Source organism: Caulobacter sp. DWR1-3-2b1 (genome assembly GCF_049895765.1).
Lineage (GTDB): Bacteria > Pseudomonadota > Alphaproteobacteria > Caulobacterales > Caulobacteraceae > Caulobacter.
On sequence record NZ_JAFCSZ010000048.1, the window covers coordinates 1 to 13,180 of the forward strand.

A 13,180-nucleotide genomic window follows, 5' to 3' on the forward strand; every position below is an offset into this window, starting at 1 on the left:
TGGTCGGCGCCTTAAGACGCTCAAGGGCCTGACCCCCTACGACTTCATCTGCAAAATGTGGACAAAAGAGCCTGCAAGATTCAAGATCAATCCGATCCATCAAAGCCCGGGACCAAACAACTAGTCCGTAATCAGACTCAACTGGCCAATTCGATCCGCGGCTTCGCGGCGGAGTTCGGGCTGACCGCCACTGCCGGCATGGATCAACTCGCGCCGCTACTCGACCGCTTGGTGGCCGATGAGGACCTGCCGACCTTGGCGAGGGAATTGTTCGCTTCCCAGGCCAAGGAGTACGCCCAGTTGAGGGCGAAGATCGAAGAGATCGATGGCAAGCTGATGGCTTGGCAGAAGGCTGAACCCCGGTGCGGCCGCCTGATGAAGGTCCCTGGCGTTGGCCCGATCCGCTCGGCCTTGCTGACGATGAAGACGCCGGCGCCGGAGATGTTCCAGTCGGGCCGACAGTTCGCAGCTTGGATCGGCCTAACGCCGAAAGATCATTCGACAGGCGGGAAGGTCAGACTCGGCGTCATCACCCGAGCCGGCGATGAGGCCTTGAGGAGCGTCTTGGTGGCTGGCGCCACTGCGGTCGTCAATCAGGTGAGGAGAGGCAATAGCAAGAACGCCTTCGCCCCCTGGGTGGCGAGCCTTGTTCTGCGCAAGCCGCCAAAGCTGGTCGCCGTGGCGTTGGCCAACAAGATGGCCCGCGTGGCCTGGAAGTTGATGGTCACCGGCCAAGGCTATATCGACAAACCTGCGCCAGCCGTCTTGGTGAGTGCAGCCTAGAAATCAGCCAGACGCGGGGAGCACTCAATGCAACCGCGCTGAGCCGATACCCGAACTTGCAAGATAAACAGCAGATGGTGTGATCGATCGATCCATGATGAGAAATACTCCGATCACCTCAATGGCCTCCAGAGGTCGCTACCTTGTTTGGAACTCTCATCGCGGAAACCATCTTGGCCAGTGTTCATATGCGGACAAATCAAAAGGCCGGACATATGAATGCAAGCGATCTGATCAAAATACCTGCCAATCAACTTGCGAGGAGGGGGTCGTCCACATATAAGGTGAGCCCCTCGACGTGATGATCATCGATCGGATGCTTCCCAGCCTGGACGGTCTGTCGGTCGCCAGGGCCCTGCGCGAGGCCGGGAGCGAAAAGCCCATCTTGGTCCTGACGGCGCTGGGCTCGGTCGAAGATCGGGTCGCCGGCCTGGAGGGCGGCGCCGACGACTATCTGGTCAAGCCGTTCTCGATGTCAGAACTGATAGCCCGCGTCGATGCCCTCGGCCGCAGAGGCGCATCCGCATCGCCCACTCGCCTGACCATCGCCGATTTGACTCTCGACCGTTTGACGCGGGAGGTCCGGCGAGCGGGCGAGATGATCGACCTGCAGCATCGTGAGTTCCAGCTACTCGAAGCCTTGATGCTGCAAACGCCCAATGTGGTCACCCGCATCATGCTGCTGGTAGGCGTTTGGAAAATTCGCTTCGATCCGGGTGCCAGCCTAGTGGAAAGCCACGTCAGCCGCCTTCGCGCCAAGATCGATCGCGTGGGGAGTCCGATGCTGATCCACACCGTGCGAGGAGAAGGCTATGCCGCTCGCACGCCTTAGCCCGCTCTGGCGTTCGACCAGCTTTCGGATCTCCCTCATCCACGCCGCGCTGCTGGCGGCGGCAATCATGGGCGCGGGAACCGGCGGCTGGGTCGCGACCCGCGGCGCGGCCGAGCGCGAAGCCCATGACCGTATCGCCTTGGAGGTCCACGCCGTCACGCTGGAGATCCAGGCCAAGGGTCTGAAGGCCGCCGGCGACGCGGTGACGGCGCGCGCGGAACGGCCCGGCGCACTGGAATACCGCCTGGTTGATTCCGCCGGCCGTCATGTCGCGGGCGACTTGATCGACCTGGGACCCAAGGAGGGGTGGAGGAGCTTCGACTTTGATGGATCCGCGCCCGGACTGGAGGGCAAGGACCGCCTTCTCATCCCGACTCAGCGCCTGCCGGATGGGGCGCGGCTCACGGTCGGAGAGGACCTTGGAAGAGCCGAAGCGCTTCGCAACACGCTCTTTCGGACCCTGTTGTTGTGGGGCGGTCTGGCATTGGCCCTGGGGCTGGCGGCCGGCCTCTATCTGACACACCGAGCACTCGAACGAATGAACGCCCTGGTTCGCACGGTGCGCGCCGTCGCGGACGGCGACCTAGCGGCTCGCGCATCCGACGCGAGACCTGAAGGCGACGACATTGGCCAGCTGGCTGCAGGCGTCAATCAGATGCTGGATCGCATCGGTGTCTTGATGGCCGCCGTGCGCCGGGTTTCCGCAGAGGTCGCCCATGATCTTCGGACCCCCTTGTCGCATGTCCGCCAGCGGCTCGACGCGGCCGCCACGGCCGCGACGCTAGAGCCCTTTCCGACCTGATGGCTTCATCAGGGTGGGCGAAAAGGGCTCTAAATCAGAAGTTTTGAGCATTTTTCGATCCGATAACCGTTTCACACTTATCGGAAAATGCTCTAGACCTCAGAAACGCCGCCCTTCAGTCGGCGAACGACGGCATCGACAGAGCCCTGCGGATGTTCGACGCGATGCTTCGCCTGGTGGAAATCGACGCCGGCGCGGCGCGGGCGCGGGCGCGTTTCGCGGCCGTCGACCTGACGGATCTGACCGATCGGGTGGCGGACGCCTACCGCGCGGAGTTGGAGGCATCGGGGCGGATTTTAATCGTCCAGATCGCGGAATGCTCGGTGGTCGAGGGCGACGCCGACCTTCTAACCCAGGCGCTCGCCAATCTGTTGGAGAACGCTCTGAAGCATTCCCGCGCGGGCGTCACGGTGACGGTGCGGCTTGTCGAGGAGCCGGACGGGATCAGGCTCAGCGTCGAGGACGATGGACCAGGCATTCCGCCGGAGATGTTCGAGGTCGCGGTCCGGCCGTTCTCCCGGCTGGACCCTGCTCGCGCGGCGCCGGGCACGGGTCTTGGCTTGGCGATCACCGCCGGCGTCGCGCGCCTGCACGGCGGACGGCTGCTTCTTGAAGACGCACGGCCCGGCTTGAGAGTGACCATGCTCCTGGCCCCTACTCAGGGGTCCATGCTTTCTCAGAATGACGCCTCTTGCGACCGCGGCCGTCCTGACCTCGCAGCCGTTCGAGGCGCCGATGGAAACTGACAAGACTAAGGCATCCTGGCGCTCCGGCATCGCGGCTGTTCCACGAGGGGTCTGGGCGCTCGGCCTGGTGTCGATGTTCATGGATATCTCTTCAGAGATGGTACACAGCTTGCTGCCGGTGTTCCTGGTCGGAACCTTGGGCGCCAGCGTCGCTCTGGTCGGGGTCATTGAAGGCGCCGCCGAGGCCACGGCTTCGATCACCAAGATCTTCTCCGGTTGGCTGAGCGACAGGCTCGGCAAGCGAAAGCTCCTGGCCGTCTTAGGCTACGGCATCGGAGCCTTGAGCAAGCCCATCTTTCCCCTGGCCGTCACGCCGTTCGAGGTGTTCGGCGCGCGCTTCGCCGACCGGATCGGGAAGGGCGTGCGTGGCGCTCCGCGAGATGCGCTCGTCGCCGATCTTTCGCCACCGTCCATTCGCGGCGCCGCCTTTGGCGTCCGCCAGTCGCTCGACACCATCGGCGCGTTCACGGGCCCGCTGGTGGCGATGGCGCTCATGCTGGTGCTGGCCGGGAATATCCGCGCGGTCTTTGCCTGGGCCGTCGTCCCGGCCATAGTGGCGGTCCTGCTGCTGATGTTTGGCGTTCGGGAACCGAGAGCTTCCGCTGGCGCGCACGGCGCCGCGCGGCCACCCATTCGATGGGCAGAGGTGAGGGGTATTGGGCCAGCGTTCTGGGGCGTGGTCGCTTTAGGCGTCGTGTTCACAATGTCCAGATTCAGTGAAGCCTTCCTGGTTCTCCGGGCACAGGATGCCGGTTTGCCGATTGCGCTTGTCCCCGTCGTTATGGTGGTCATGAATGTCGTCTACTCGCTCGCAGCCGCGCCGGCGGGAAGCCTGTCCGACCGGATCGACCGGCGACTGGTCCTCGCTGCCGGCCTGGTCTGTCTGGTCCTCGCAGATCTATTCCTGGCGCTGGGTGACGGTGTCGCCAGTGTGCTAATCGGGGTGGCTCTTTGGGGCCTGCATATGGGCCTCACCCAAGGCCTGTTGGCGGCGCTCGTCGTCGACACGGCGCCTGCTCATCTGAGGGGAACTGCGTTCGGTCTCTTCAATCTGGCGAGCGGCGTGACCATGCTCGGGGCGAGCACATTGGCCGGGGCACTTTGGTCAGTCTATGGGTATCAGGCGACGTTTCTGAGCGGCGGACTATTTGCCGGGCTCACGCTCGTCGGCCAGGTGGTGATCATCCGCCGTCAGCGGAATCGGTATTCGCCGCGCGGCTGACATGTTGCCCATCACCATGCTGCTAAATCGGAAAATTTGGACGCAGGGAACGCTGAGCCACGATCAACCTCAAGTGGGGGTGACGGGTTCGGGTGACCAGAGTGACTATGACTTTGCAAGACCGGCAAATCGCCACGGGAGCGTCTCGCCGGCATGAAACGGAATGAAGTCCTCGGAGGCTTCCGTAAGCTTGGCGGGCACATCCACCGGCCAACGTTCGAGAACGATCTGATCGCTGTTGGGAGCAAGGCCGTAGAAGGCTGGTCCGTACTCCGATGCAAAACCCTCAAGGCGATGCAGAGCCCCTTCTTCCTCGAAGGTCATGGCGTAACTCTCGATCGCGAACGGGGCGTTGAAGATTCCGGCGCACCCACATGCTGACTCCTTTTGCGTGATGGAATGCGGCGCGGAGTCTGTGCCCAGGAAGAACTTCGGTGATCCCGATGTCGCGGCGCGCCGCAGCGCGAGACGGTGAGGCTCCCGCTTGGCCACAGGGAGGCAATAGTGATGGGGGCGAATTCCCCCATCGAACATCGCGTTGCGGTTCAGGCGCAGGTGATGGGGTGTGATCGTCGCGGCGAGATTTGACCCACCGCCCATGACAAAGGAGACCGCGTCCGCCGTTGTGATGTGCTCGAAAACAGTCTTGAGCCCTGGAAATGCGACGTTGATCTTGGAGAAAACCCGCTCAATGAAGACAGCTTCACGATCAAAGATGTCAACGGTCGGGTCTGTGACCTCACCGTGAATTAGAAGGGGCATGCCGATCCGCTGCATGCGCTCCAGGACGGGAAAAACCTTGTAGATGTCGGTGACACCTTGCTCGGCGTTCGTGGTGGCGTGCGCCGGATAGATCTTGCAGGCGGCGAACACCTTTTGAGCGAAGCCCCGCGCTATGTCGTTGGGGTCCGCGTCATCGGTGAGGTAGCACACCATCAGCGGGTCGAACTTCAGGGCGGGATCAACGGCCTGCTTGATCCGCTCTCGATAGGCCTCGGCGGCCGCAGTGGTCATAATAGGCGGCACAAGATTCGGCATGACGATGGCGCGCCGGAATTGCCGCGCCGTGTACGACGCGACAGCTGACAGCACATCGCCGTCGCGGAGATGGACATGCCAGTCGTCCGGGCGCCTCAGCACGAGGCGGTCCTGCTGAGAAGGCGGAGGCATCGACGGCCCGTCAGTTAACAATGTCGAAGATGTCGCGACGCTTCGTCTCGCGAGAGCCATCGTCGTCGCGATCGAATAGGCCCGGACCGTCTGAATGGTTCTCACGACGCCCCGGACGCTGATAGCCTGCGGCCGTGGGCGCCTGACGCTTCGGCGCTTCGCCGGCGGCTATCGGTTTCCCCGGCTCGCCGCGGTCTAGCCAGACGCCGCGACAGGCCAGGCGCATATCGAACTCGACGCCGCCGCGGATAACGGTCGTCATCGCGGCGTGGTTGTTGGGGCTCTTCAGTAGCGGCATTAGTTGATATCCCGGAAATGCCGTCATCGCCGCTGGCCGAGGAAGGCCAGCAGAAACTGGAACAGGTTCACGAAGTCGAGATAGAGGCTCAGCGCGCCAAGGCTGGTGGCGGCGCCCAGGCCGGCTTTGTCGCCACCGAGTTGATAGTAGGTGAGCTTCAGGCGTTGGGTATCATGCGCGGTCAGCCCAGCGAAGATGAGCACACCGATACCGCTGATCATCAACATCATCAGCGACGACTGAAGCACCAGGTTGACCAGGCTGGCGATGAGCAGCCCGACGACGCCCATGATCAGGAACGTACCGATGCTGCTCAGGTCCCGCCTTGTTGTGTAGCCATAGAGGCTGAGCGCGCCAAAGGCCGTGGCGGTGATCAAAAACGTCGATGCCAGGCTCTGACCAGTGAACCGCAAGGCTAGCGCGCCAAACGATGCGCCGATCAGCGTCACGACTGTCCAGTAGAGGGCGCTAGCGGTCCTCGGAGAGGCATTCCGCATCAGGAAGGCTGAACCCAACAGGATCACGAGGGGTGCGAATACGAGCACCGTTCCCGCTAGGGTATAGCCCGCGAGACGACCGTCCGAGACGATGTACAGGGCGTTGCGCGCGGGCGCCCAGGCTGAGGTGGCCCAGGCCAGGCCCGCCGAGACCAGAAGGCCGAGGGCCATCTTATTGTAGACGCCCAGCATGAAGGCGCGCAGCCCAGCGTCGATCGCCATACTGGGTCTGGCAAGGGCGTGGTCCAGGTTCGGATTCAACTTTTCCATGAGAGCTCCCTTCAAGGGTTAGGACTGGGATGAGGGCGGGACTGTCTCAGGGACGCCCCGGCGGGTTCGCCAGAGTGACCAGGCGATTCCCCCGGCGAGGATCGCGAACGTCACGCCGAGTGACACCGCGGCCGGAAACTTTTCCCACCCGAGCAAGTCAGCGACGAAGATTTTCGAGCCGATGAAGATGAGCAGCACGGCCAAAGCCTGTTTGAGATAGGCGAAGCGATGGATGATGGCGGCCAGGGCGAAGTAGAGGGCCCGCAGGCCAAGGATCGCGAAGATGTTTGACGTGTAGATGATGTAGGGGTCCGTGGTGATGGCGAAGATCGCCGGAACCGAGTCCACCGCGAAGATGAGGTCTGCGACCTCGATAAGCAGCAGGGCCATGAACACGGGCGTCACGTAGGTCGCCAGCCGGCCAGTCTTCTGATCTGGAAGCCTGACGAAGAAGCGTTCTCCATGCAGCTCCTCAGTGACCCGCAGCCGGCGCTTCAGAAAACGGAGAAGGGGGTTGTCGCCCAGGCTGTGGGACTTGTCGGCCATCGCGAGCATCTTGACGCCTGTCAGGATCAGGAAGGCCGCGAAGACATAGAGGAGCCATGAGAACTCCGCGACGAGTGCGGCGCCGCCAGCGATCATGATGGCGCGTAGAACAATGACACCAAGGATGCCCCAGAACAGGACCCGGTGCTGATACTTCTGGGGGATGGCGAAGTATCCGAAGATCATCGCGATGACGAAAACGTTGTCCATCGCCAGACTCTTTTCGACCACGAACCCGGTCAGGTACTCGATCCCCGACTGTGCGCCGAGGGTGAACCAAACCCATCCCCCAAAGCCGACGCCCAGGGTCAGATAGCCCAACGACATGAGCAGGCTTTCGCGTACGCCGATTTCGCGGTGCTTCTGGTGCAAGACACCTAGATCGAGCACCAGCAGCACGACGACGAGGGCGAGGAAGCTCGCCCACATCCAGATCGGCTTTGACAGAAAGTCCTGAGTCAGAAAGTCCATGAAGACTCCAGTGAGCGTCGAGTGATCAGACGCGAATGTCGAACGCGTGAGGGCTCACGCGACGTGGGGTCGAATTGTCTTGGATGCTGTTGGCAGGCTCGACAGGGCGTTCGGTCGAGACACTTCGGTGACCTGCCGCCTGGCCGACGGTTTGGGTCAACTGGGCGGATAAGGCTGCGGTCCAGTGAGGCATGGAGGGAGGCCCAATCCTCATGGCCGACGACCTTGATCGGCTATGATTTCGAACGTGGCAGGCGCGAGATCCAGTAGTTCGCAAAGTCGCAGGATGACATCGCGCTCCTCGGCGTCGAAGCCGCCGTCGGCCTCTGCGACCGCGCAGGCGGTTTCAACCAGCAGCCGCGAGGGACCGGCTCGTCCGGCGAGACGCTGAACAGCCGTCTCAGCGGTCGCGACGCCATCGTTGAGATCCTGGTCAAAACGCTCGTTGAGAGTTTCGAAGCCCAGCAGAACTTCTTGAACGCCAAACACTGCGACAGCAGGCGATCTGCGCATGCGTTCCACCATGCGCTGGCGTTCGTCGCGCGTGACCCAACCATCGGCCTGAGCCACGAGGGCGCAGGCGGCGATCAGCGCGTCCATCTCGATCTCATCGCCTGGAGTCCAGACGTCGGTCGTCGAGACGGCAGGGGGAGTCCGGTGCTTTCGGGTTGAATATGTCATTAGCGTCTCCTGAACAGGCCAGATTTTGACGGATGGTGCGCTAGAGCCCTTTCCGACCTGATGGCTTCATCAGGGTCTGGCGAAAAGGGCTCTAAATCAGATGGTTAGAGCATTTTTCGATCCGATAACCGTTTCACACTTATCGGAAAATGCTCTAGCGTGTGCGCGCTCTGGCCGGCTGAAGGGCCAGGGCGCGCCCCCAGACGAAGGTCAGCGGGAGCGTCGGTGCGCTGAACTGCAAGGTCCCGGAGCCCGAAGGCCTGTTGTGCCGGACAACCCGAAGCGCGCGACGGTTGCGCCTCAGCTTGGGAGACGTGAGCGCCGCTTGCACCAGCAGGCCAAGGCGACGTAGACGCGCAAGTATGGTGGACATGATTGAGCCGCTCCTTCTCGAGGAGGGCGCGCTCGACGCTAAGGCGTCGGTGTTCGAAACAGGGAGATTGAAGCCGGACCCCATCATCGAGCGCACCCGATGCAATCCGACATCACGATCACAATGATCGCCAGAGGGGCCCGGAATGCTTTGGCATCCTGCCGAGCCCCGCGCCACATCGCCAATGAGAAGAGACAATACCGTCCATAATCATCGCTTATGGAAGTTGATCATTCATTTGGGATGGGGAGGACGCCGCAGCCTCTGAACCCCGTCTCTGGTCATGCCGCGCGCGCTTTACGGCGCCGGCAATCCCCGCTCGAGGGTGCGCAGAACCTCCTGCGCCAAAAGCTTGGCCGGGCCATCGGCTGCGCCGCGAGCGGTCACCAGGGCGATTTCACTGTCGGCGAGCCTGGGCAACGGTTCGCCAATGACGATGAGTTCGCGCGGAGCCATGGCGAGTGGCAAGACGGCCGACGCCGAGACCAGCTCGAAGGGCTGCCATCTGGCCCGCCAAGCTGGGCGATGTGAAGGCGGCGCGGAAGGGAATGTCCGCGTCCTGCAAGGCCGCCAAAGCCCGCTTGCGGTAGATGTCCGGGACGGGCGCAATGATCAGCGGGAGAGATGGCGCCTCAAGGATCGCGGCGTCCAGCGCGACCCATACCAAAGGCTCGCGCCAAACTCGAACCCCCAGCTCGGGGCCTACTGGCTCGCGTTTGATCAGCGCGAGATCGAGCAGGCCCCGGGAGAGCTGATCCAAAAGGTTTGCGGTGTAGTCAGCTGTCACCGCCAGCGTGATGCTCGGGTGGCTGCGCGCGAAGGCTCTCAGAATGGCGGGCAGGTGGGGCTCACCTCAAGGTTTGTGCGCTAATATGCGGCAGAAAGAACGGACGATGAACATTCGCCATTTCTGACGCCATCACCACGCCTTCCCGCCTTCCTGACCCAGGGCTTACCTCAAGGTTTGTGCGCCAGAAAACGGCCTTGAGAACGAACGGTGTGCGTGTCGCCGACACGCCAACTGAGCACGAAGTCCGAAGATTGATGCAACAGGTGTTGCCTCCGCCCCCGCCCCCGCCTTCTGAAACACGTGTTGCATGTCAGATGCAAAAGCCCCGCGATGGCTGATGTTCCTAGCCCAGCTGCCAGCCTCGCCTTCGAGCGCGCGGGTGGCGCTGTGGCGCCGTCTTCGCGCCGCGGGGGCTGTTGGCTCCATGACCGGGGCTTGGGTGCTGCCAGCAGGCGAAGCGCACGCGACGCTGTTCAGGCACCTAGCCGAAGCCATACGGGCGCAGGGCGGTCAGGCAGCGGTTCGCAGCCCACACCCTTGATGACGGCGACTCGGCAGTGATCGAGCGCTTCCAGGCCGATCGCGTTCGGGAATACGCGGAGTTCGAGGACCGTAGCTTGGCGCTGCTTGTCGAGATCGAGAAAGAACGGCGGCTAGCGAAATTCACCTTCGCCGAGTTGGAGGAGATCGAAGACGATTGCCAAAAGCTCACCGCTTGGTTGGCGAAGATCGAAGCCCGGGACTTTTTTCCCGCCACAAGGCGCGAGGCTGCCCGGCAGACCCTGGCGATATGCCAAACCGCCCAGGCCGGCTTCGCCCAAGACGTCTACACGCACGAAGGATTGGAAGCCCCTGATGAGGCAAATTCATAGATGGGTCAGTTTGGTAGCGGCCCCGTTCCTGATGATCGTCGCGACCACAGGCGTGATCCTGCAAGTCCAGCGGCTCACCGGTGAGGACGAAGACCGCGACCGGGGCGCGCCGACTGGCCTTGCTATGCCCCTCAACGCCTATGCCCCGATGCTGGCCAAGACTCTGGAAGTCGCCCACGCGCGGGCGCCAAACCGGCCGATCGCCTCGATCGAGCTGCAGTTGGCCGGCGACGAGCCCAACGGCGTCGTTACTTTCCCGGGTGAGCCCGGCCGGAAGATTACGGTCGATCTGCGCGACGGAAAGCTGCTGAAGGACGAAGAGCACGAGGCTGAGTCGCTGATCCTGCGCATCCACAGCGGCGAGATCCTGGGCGAACCCGGCGTGGTCTTGGGTGTGTTCTGGGGCTCAGCCCTGGTCCTGCTCAGCATCACGGGCTTGATCGTCTATCTCGAGCTCTATCGCCGGCGGCGCAAGGCGCCGGGCAAGAACGGGCTGTTCTGGTGATGCGCCCATTTGGCCTCGCCTTACTCGCCATCGCCGCCGCCCTTGCGGGTCCAGCGCTCGCCGAGGAAGCACAGACGCCCATAGAGCCGCCGAAGGCTGCCGCGCCCACGATTTCGGGGTGGGCGTTTAACCCTGACGCGGGCTTCGTGTATCAGTCGGGCGACTTCAAGGTCACGACCTGGGGCTTCGCCGAACGGATCATCGACCCGAACGGCCCCGACTCGTTCCGGCGCTTTCGACAGGGAGCGGAGTTCGATTTCCCCCGCGTGACGGAGCGCCTGCGGCCGGCCTTCGTTTATGAGATCGACCTCACCGACACGGACTTCTTCGACAATGGATTCGGCGGGCGTGAGGGCTTCGGTCGGCGAAACCTAGAGAATGCATTCCTGGCTCTGCAGGACGTGGACGACCCCGGTCAATTCCGGCTGCTGGTCGGCGAGGACACCCATATCCTCTCGCGCGACGATAACCTTTCGCCAGGCAATCTGCCGACGATCAACCGCTCCTTGATCCTCGAGGAGCATGGCTCGGTCGCAAGTTTTGGCACGCAGTTCGGGCTCCAGTTTCAGAAAGCCCTCTCCCACAAGCTGACCCTGCAGATGGCCGCCATGGATAATCGTGGCTCCTTCAACAAGGTCGAGCCACGCTACCAGATCGGCAACTCACTTTCCGCCAAGCTCGTCGCAACGCCGGTCAATGACGCCGAGCGCGGGCGCAAGCTGACTCTGGGCCTTGCGATCGACAACACCGGCGACATTAACACCGGCGACATTGGCGACCGGACCTTCACCCTGGCCACTGCAATCGGCCAGACACCGATGGCGGGGGCGGCGGCCTGAGGGCCGTCCCACGCGGCGTCTGGGCCATCGGCTTCGTGTCAATGTTTATGGATATCTCCTCGGAGATGATCCACAGCCTGCCGCCGGTCTTCCTTGTCGGTACATTGGGCGCAAGCGTCGCCCTCGTCGGCCTGATAGAAGGCGTCGCCGAGGCGACCGCGTCGATCACCAAGCTGTTCTCCGGCTGGATCAGCGACCGGCTCGGCAAGCGTAAACTCTTGGCGGTGCTCGGCTACGGCCTGGGCGCGCTTTCCAAACCGGTGTTCCCATTGGCGGTGACGCCCTTCGAGGTGCTGGGGGCCCGCTTCGCCGATCGGATCGGCAAGGGCACACGCGGAGCGCCCCGGGACGCCCTAGTGGCGGACATCACCGAACCTGGCGCGCGCCGCGCAGCTTTCGGATTGCGGCAGGCGCTGGACACCGTCGGCGCGTTCCTAGGACCGATGGTGGCGATGGGACTGATGCTGGTCTTTGGGGGGACATCCGCGGGGTGTTCGCCTGGGCCGTCGTCCCTGCGGTAATTGCGGTGCTGCTGATGATCTTCGGCATAGCAGAGCCCAAACGGCCTCACGCGCTCGGCCAAGCTCGGGTCCCGATCCGCTTGCAAGAAATCCGCGACATGGGCAGGCCGTTCTGGTCAGTCATCGCGATCGGTGCGGTGTTCACGCTGGCCCGGTTCAGCGAAGCTTTCCTGGCGCTAAGGGCGCTAGAGCCCTTTCCGACCTGATGGCTTCATCAGGGTCGGACGAAAAGGGCTCTAAATCAGAAGTTTAGAGCATTTTTCGATCCGATAACCGTTTCACACTTATCGGAAAATGCTCTAGACGTAGGCCTCCGCCCGGCTCTGATCCCGCTGGTCCTAGTCGTCATGAACCTGCTTTACGCCGCCGTGGCCGCCCCGGCCGGGGCGCTCTCGGACCGAATGGATCGGCGTGCGCTCCTGGCGCTGGCGTTCCTCTCGTCGGATCGGCGGCGTGCTGTTCGGCGTCGCGCTTTGGGGCGTGCACATGGGGGTGACGCAAGGCCTTCTCTCCGCCCTGGTCGCCGATGCTGCGCCCGAGCGCCTTCGAGGCACCGCCTTCGGCGTGTTCAATCTCGTCACTGGCGTTACGGTCTTGGCGGCAAGCGTTCTGGCTGGCGGGTTGTGGGCCAACTTAGGGCCACAGGCGACTTTGCTAGTGGATTGATCGGGACGTAAGAGTCCTTGTTGGGATTCCCTTGGGCTTTTGGCCATGCGCATCTGCGGGATGCGTACTGGCGTCACCGTTGATCTGAGCCCGACCGATCGCAAGCGCTTGCGGGCGATCATCGATGACCGCAACCGCCCGCAGAAGCATGTCTGGCGCGCCCAGATCGTGCTGGCCACGGCCGATGGCCTGGGCACGGTGGAGATCATGCGCACGGCCGGCGTCAGCAAGACGGCCGTCTGGCGCTGGCAGGCGCGGTTCATGGAGGCCGGGGTCGAAGGCCTGCTGCGCGACAA

The 13,180-nt window shown here is 63.1% G+C and carries 19 protein-coding genes and 3 pseudogenes; 14 read left to right on the forward strand and 8 right to left on the reverse strand.

From position 1 onward, the window contains the following. The 6 genes and pseudogenes from ACP69S_RS21115 to ACP69S_RS21140 all read left to right on the forward strand — a co-directional run. A pseudogene (locus tag ACP69S_RS21115) lies at positions 1–124 on the forward strand (IS481 family transposase); the annotation flags it as partial. Beyond that, positions 118–783: pseudogene (locus tag ACP69S_RS21120) on the forward strand (IS110 family transposase); the annotation flags it as partial. The pseudogenes ACP69S_RS21115 and ACP69S_RS21120, both read left to right, overlap by 7 nt. A 301-nt stretch (positions 784–1,084) precedes the next feature. Then, entirely contained in the window at positions 1,085–1,615 is a 531-nt protein-coding gene (locus ACP69S_RS21125; protein ID WP_426000618.1) for a winged helix-turn-helix domain-containing protein, read from the forward strand. Beyond that, the gene (locus ACP69S_RS21130) at positions 1,596–2,417 is read left to right on the forward strand and encodes a HAMP domain-containing protein (protein ID WP_426000589.1); all 822 of its coding nucleotides are present in this window, start codon (positions 1,596–1,598) and stop codon (positions 2,415–2,417) included. Before ACP69S_RS21125 ends, ACP69S_RS21130 begins: the two co-directional genes overlap by 20 nt. Positions 2,418–2,569: 152 nt before the next feature. Next, positions 2,570–3,163 (forward strand): sensor histidine kinase, encoded by a 594-nt coding sequence (locus ACP69S_RS21135; RefSeq protein WP_426000590.1) that lies wholly within the window; start codon positions 2,570–2,572, stop codon positions 3,161–3,163. Then, positions 3,153–4,385 (forward strand): MFS transporter, encoded by a 1,233-nt coding sequence (locus ACP69S_RS21140; protein WP_426000592.1) that lies wholly within the window; start codon positions 3,153–3,155, stop codon positions 4,383–4,385. The genes ACP69S_RS21135 and ACP69S_RS21140 overlap by 11 nt, the downstream gene beginning before the upstream one ends. 105 nt (positions 4,386–4,490) lie before the next feature. Here ACP69S_RS21140 and pyrC read toward each other — a convergent pair whose 3' ends face one another. From pyrC to ACP69S_RS21180, 8 genes are all read right to left on the reverse strand, one after another. Then, positions 4,491–5,525, reverse strand: coding sequence for a dihydroorotase (gene pyrC / locus ACP69S_RS21145; protein ID WP_426000594.1), 1,035 nt, complete (start codon positions 5,523–5,525; stop codon positions 4,491–4,493). 40 nt (positions 5,526–5,565) lie between these two features. After that, the gene (locus tag ACP69S_RS21150; protein WP_426000595.1) at positions 5,566–5,880 is read right to left on the reverse strand and encodes a zf-TFIIB domain-containing protein; all 315 of its coding nucleotides are present in this window, start codon (positions 5,878–5,880) and stop codon (positions 5,566–5,568) included. Beyond that, positions 5,877–6,572 carry a Bax inhibitor-1/YccA family protein gene (locus ACP69S_RS21155; RefSeq protein ID WP_426000597.1) on the reverse strand — a complete coding sequence of 232 codons (696 nt, stop codon included), beginning with the start codon at positions 6,570–6,572 and terminating at the stop codon, positions 5,877–5,879. The genes ACP69S_RS21150 and ACP69S_RS21155 overlap by 4 nt, the downstream gene beginning before the upstream one ends. A gap of 66 nt (positions 6,573–6,638) precedes the next feature. Continuing rightward, positions 6,639–7,637, reverse strand: coding sequence for a TerC family protein (locus ACP69S_RS21160; RefSeq protein ID WP_426000599.1), 999 nt, complete (start codon positions 7,635–7,637; stop codon positions 6,639–6,641). Positions 7,638–7,847: 210 nt separating this feature from the next. Beyond that, a complete protein-coding gene (locus ACP69S_RS21165; protein ID WP_426000601.1) occupies positions 7,848–8,318 on the reverse strand; it encodes a tellurite resistance TerB family protein in 471 nt (156 codons plus the stop codon). 154 nt (positions 8,319–8,472) lie between these two features. Further along, the gene (locus tag ACP69S_RS21170; RefSeq protein ID WP_426000603.1) at positions 8,473–8,691 is read right to left on the reverse strand and encodes a hypothetical protein; all 219 of its coding nucleotides are present in this window, start codon (positions 8,689–8,691) and stop codon (positions 8,473–8,475) included. A 297-nt stretch (positions 8,692–8,988) separates the two neighbouring features. Continuing rightward, positions 8,989–9,159 (reverse strand): hypothetical protein, encoded by a 171-nt coding sequence (locus tag ACP69S_RS21175; protein ID WP_426000622.1) that lies wholly within the window; start codon positions 9,157–9,159, stop codon positions 8,989–8,991. Continuing rightward, on the reverse strand, positions 9,089–9,478 hold the full coding sequence (locus ACP69S_RS21180; protein ID WP_426000605.1) for a LysR substrate-binding domain-containing protein: 390 nt from the start codon (positions 9,476–9,478) through the stop codon (positions 9,089–9,091). The genes ACP69S_RS21175 and ACP69S_RS21180 overlap by 71 nt, the downstream gene beginning before the upstream one ends. A 340-nt stretch (positions 9,479–9,818) precedes the next feature. Here ACP69S_RS21180 and ACP69S_RS21185 point away from each other — a divergent pair, with 340 nt between their 5' ends. From ACP69S_RS21185 to ACP69S_RS21220, 8 genes and pseudogenes are all read left to right on the forward strand, one after another. After that, entirely contained in the window at positions 9,819–10,022 is a 204-nt protein-coding gene (locus tag ACP69S_RS21185) for a Chromate resistance protein ChrB (RefSeq protein ID WP_426000607.1), read from the forward strand. After that, positions 10,021–10,353: pseudogene (locus ACP69S_RS21190) on the forward strand (Chromate resistance protein ChrB); the annotation flags it as partial. The gene ACP69S_RS21185 and the pseudogene ACP69S_RS21190, both read left to right, overlap by 2 nt. Further along, on the forward strand, positions 10,337–10,858 hold the full coding sequence (locus ACP69S_RS21195; RefSeq protein WP_426000609.1) for a PepSY domain-containing protein: 522 nt from the start codon (positions 10,337–10,339) through the stop codon (positions 10,856–10,858). The pseudogene ACP69S_RS21190 and the gene ACP69S_RS21195, both read left to right, overlap by 17 nt. Then, positions 10,858–11,697: a hypothetical protein gene (locus ACP69S_RS21200; protein WP_426000611.1), complete on the forward strand. Its 840-nt coding sequence runs from the start codon at positions 10,858–10,860 to the stop codon at positions 11,695–11,697. Before ACP69S_RS21195 ends, ACP69S_RS21200 begins: the two co-directional genes overlap by 1 nt. A 41-nt stretch (positions 11,698–11,738) precedes the next feature. Beyond that, positions 11,739–12,218 (forward strand): MFS transporter, encoded by a 480-nt coding sequence (locus tag ACP69S_RS21205; RefSeq protein WP_426000613.1) that lies wholly within the window; start codon positions 11,739–11,741, stop codon positions 12,216–12,218. After that, positions 12,188–12,424 (forward strand): hypothetical protein, encoded by a 237-nt coding sequence (locus tag ACP69S_RS21210; RefSeq protein WP_426000615.1) that lies wholly within the window; start codon positions 12,188–12,190, stop codon positions 12,422–12,424. Before ACP69S_RS21205 ends, ACP69S_RS21210 begins: the two co-directional genes overlap by 31 nt. A gap of 205 nt (positions 12,425–12,629) precedes the next feature. Next, positions 12,630–12,884 (forward strand): hypothetical protein, encoded by a 255-nt coding sequence (locus ACP69S_RS21215; RefSeq protein ID WP_426000616.1) that lies wholly within the window; start codon positions 12,630–12,632, stop codon positions 12,882–12,884. Between the two features lie 60 nt (positions 12,885–12,944). Then, positions 12,945–13,180, forward strand: a 236-nt coding sequence (locus tag ACP69S_RS21220) for a helix-turn-helix domain-containing protein (RefSeq protein ID WP_426000620.1), incomplete at its 3' end; no start/stop codon positions are given.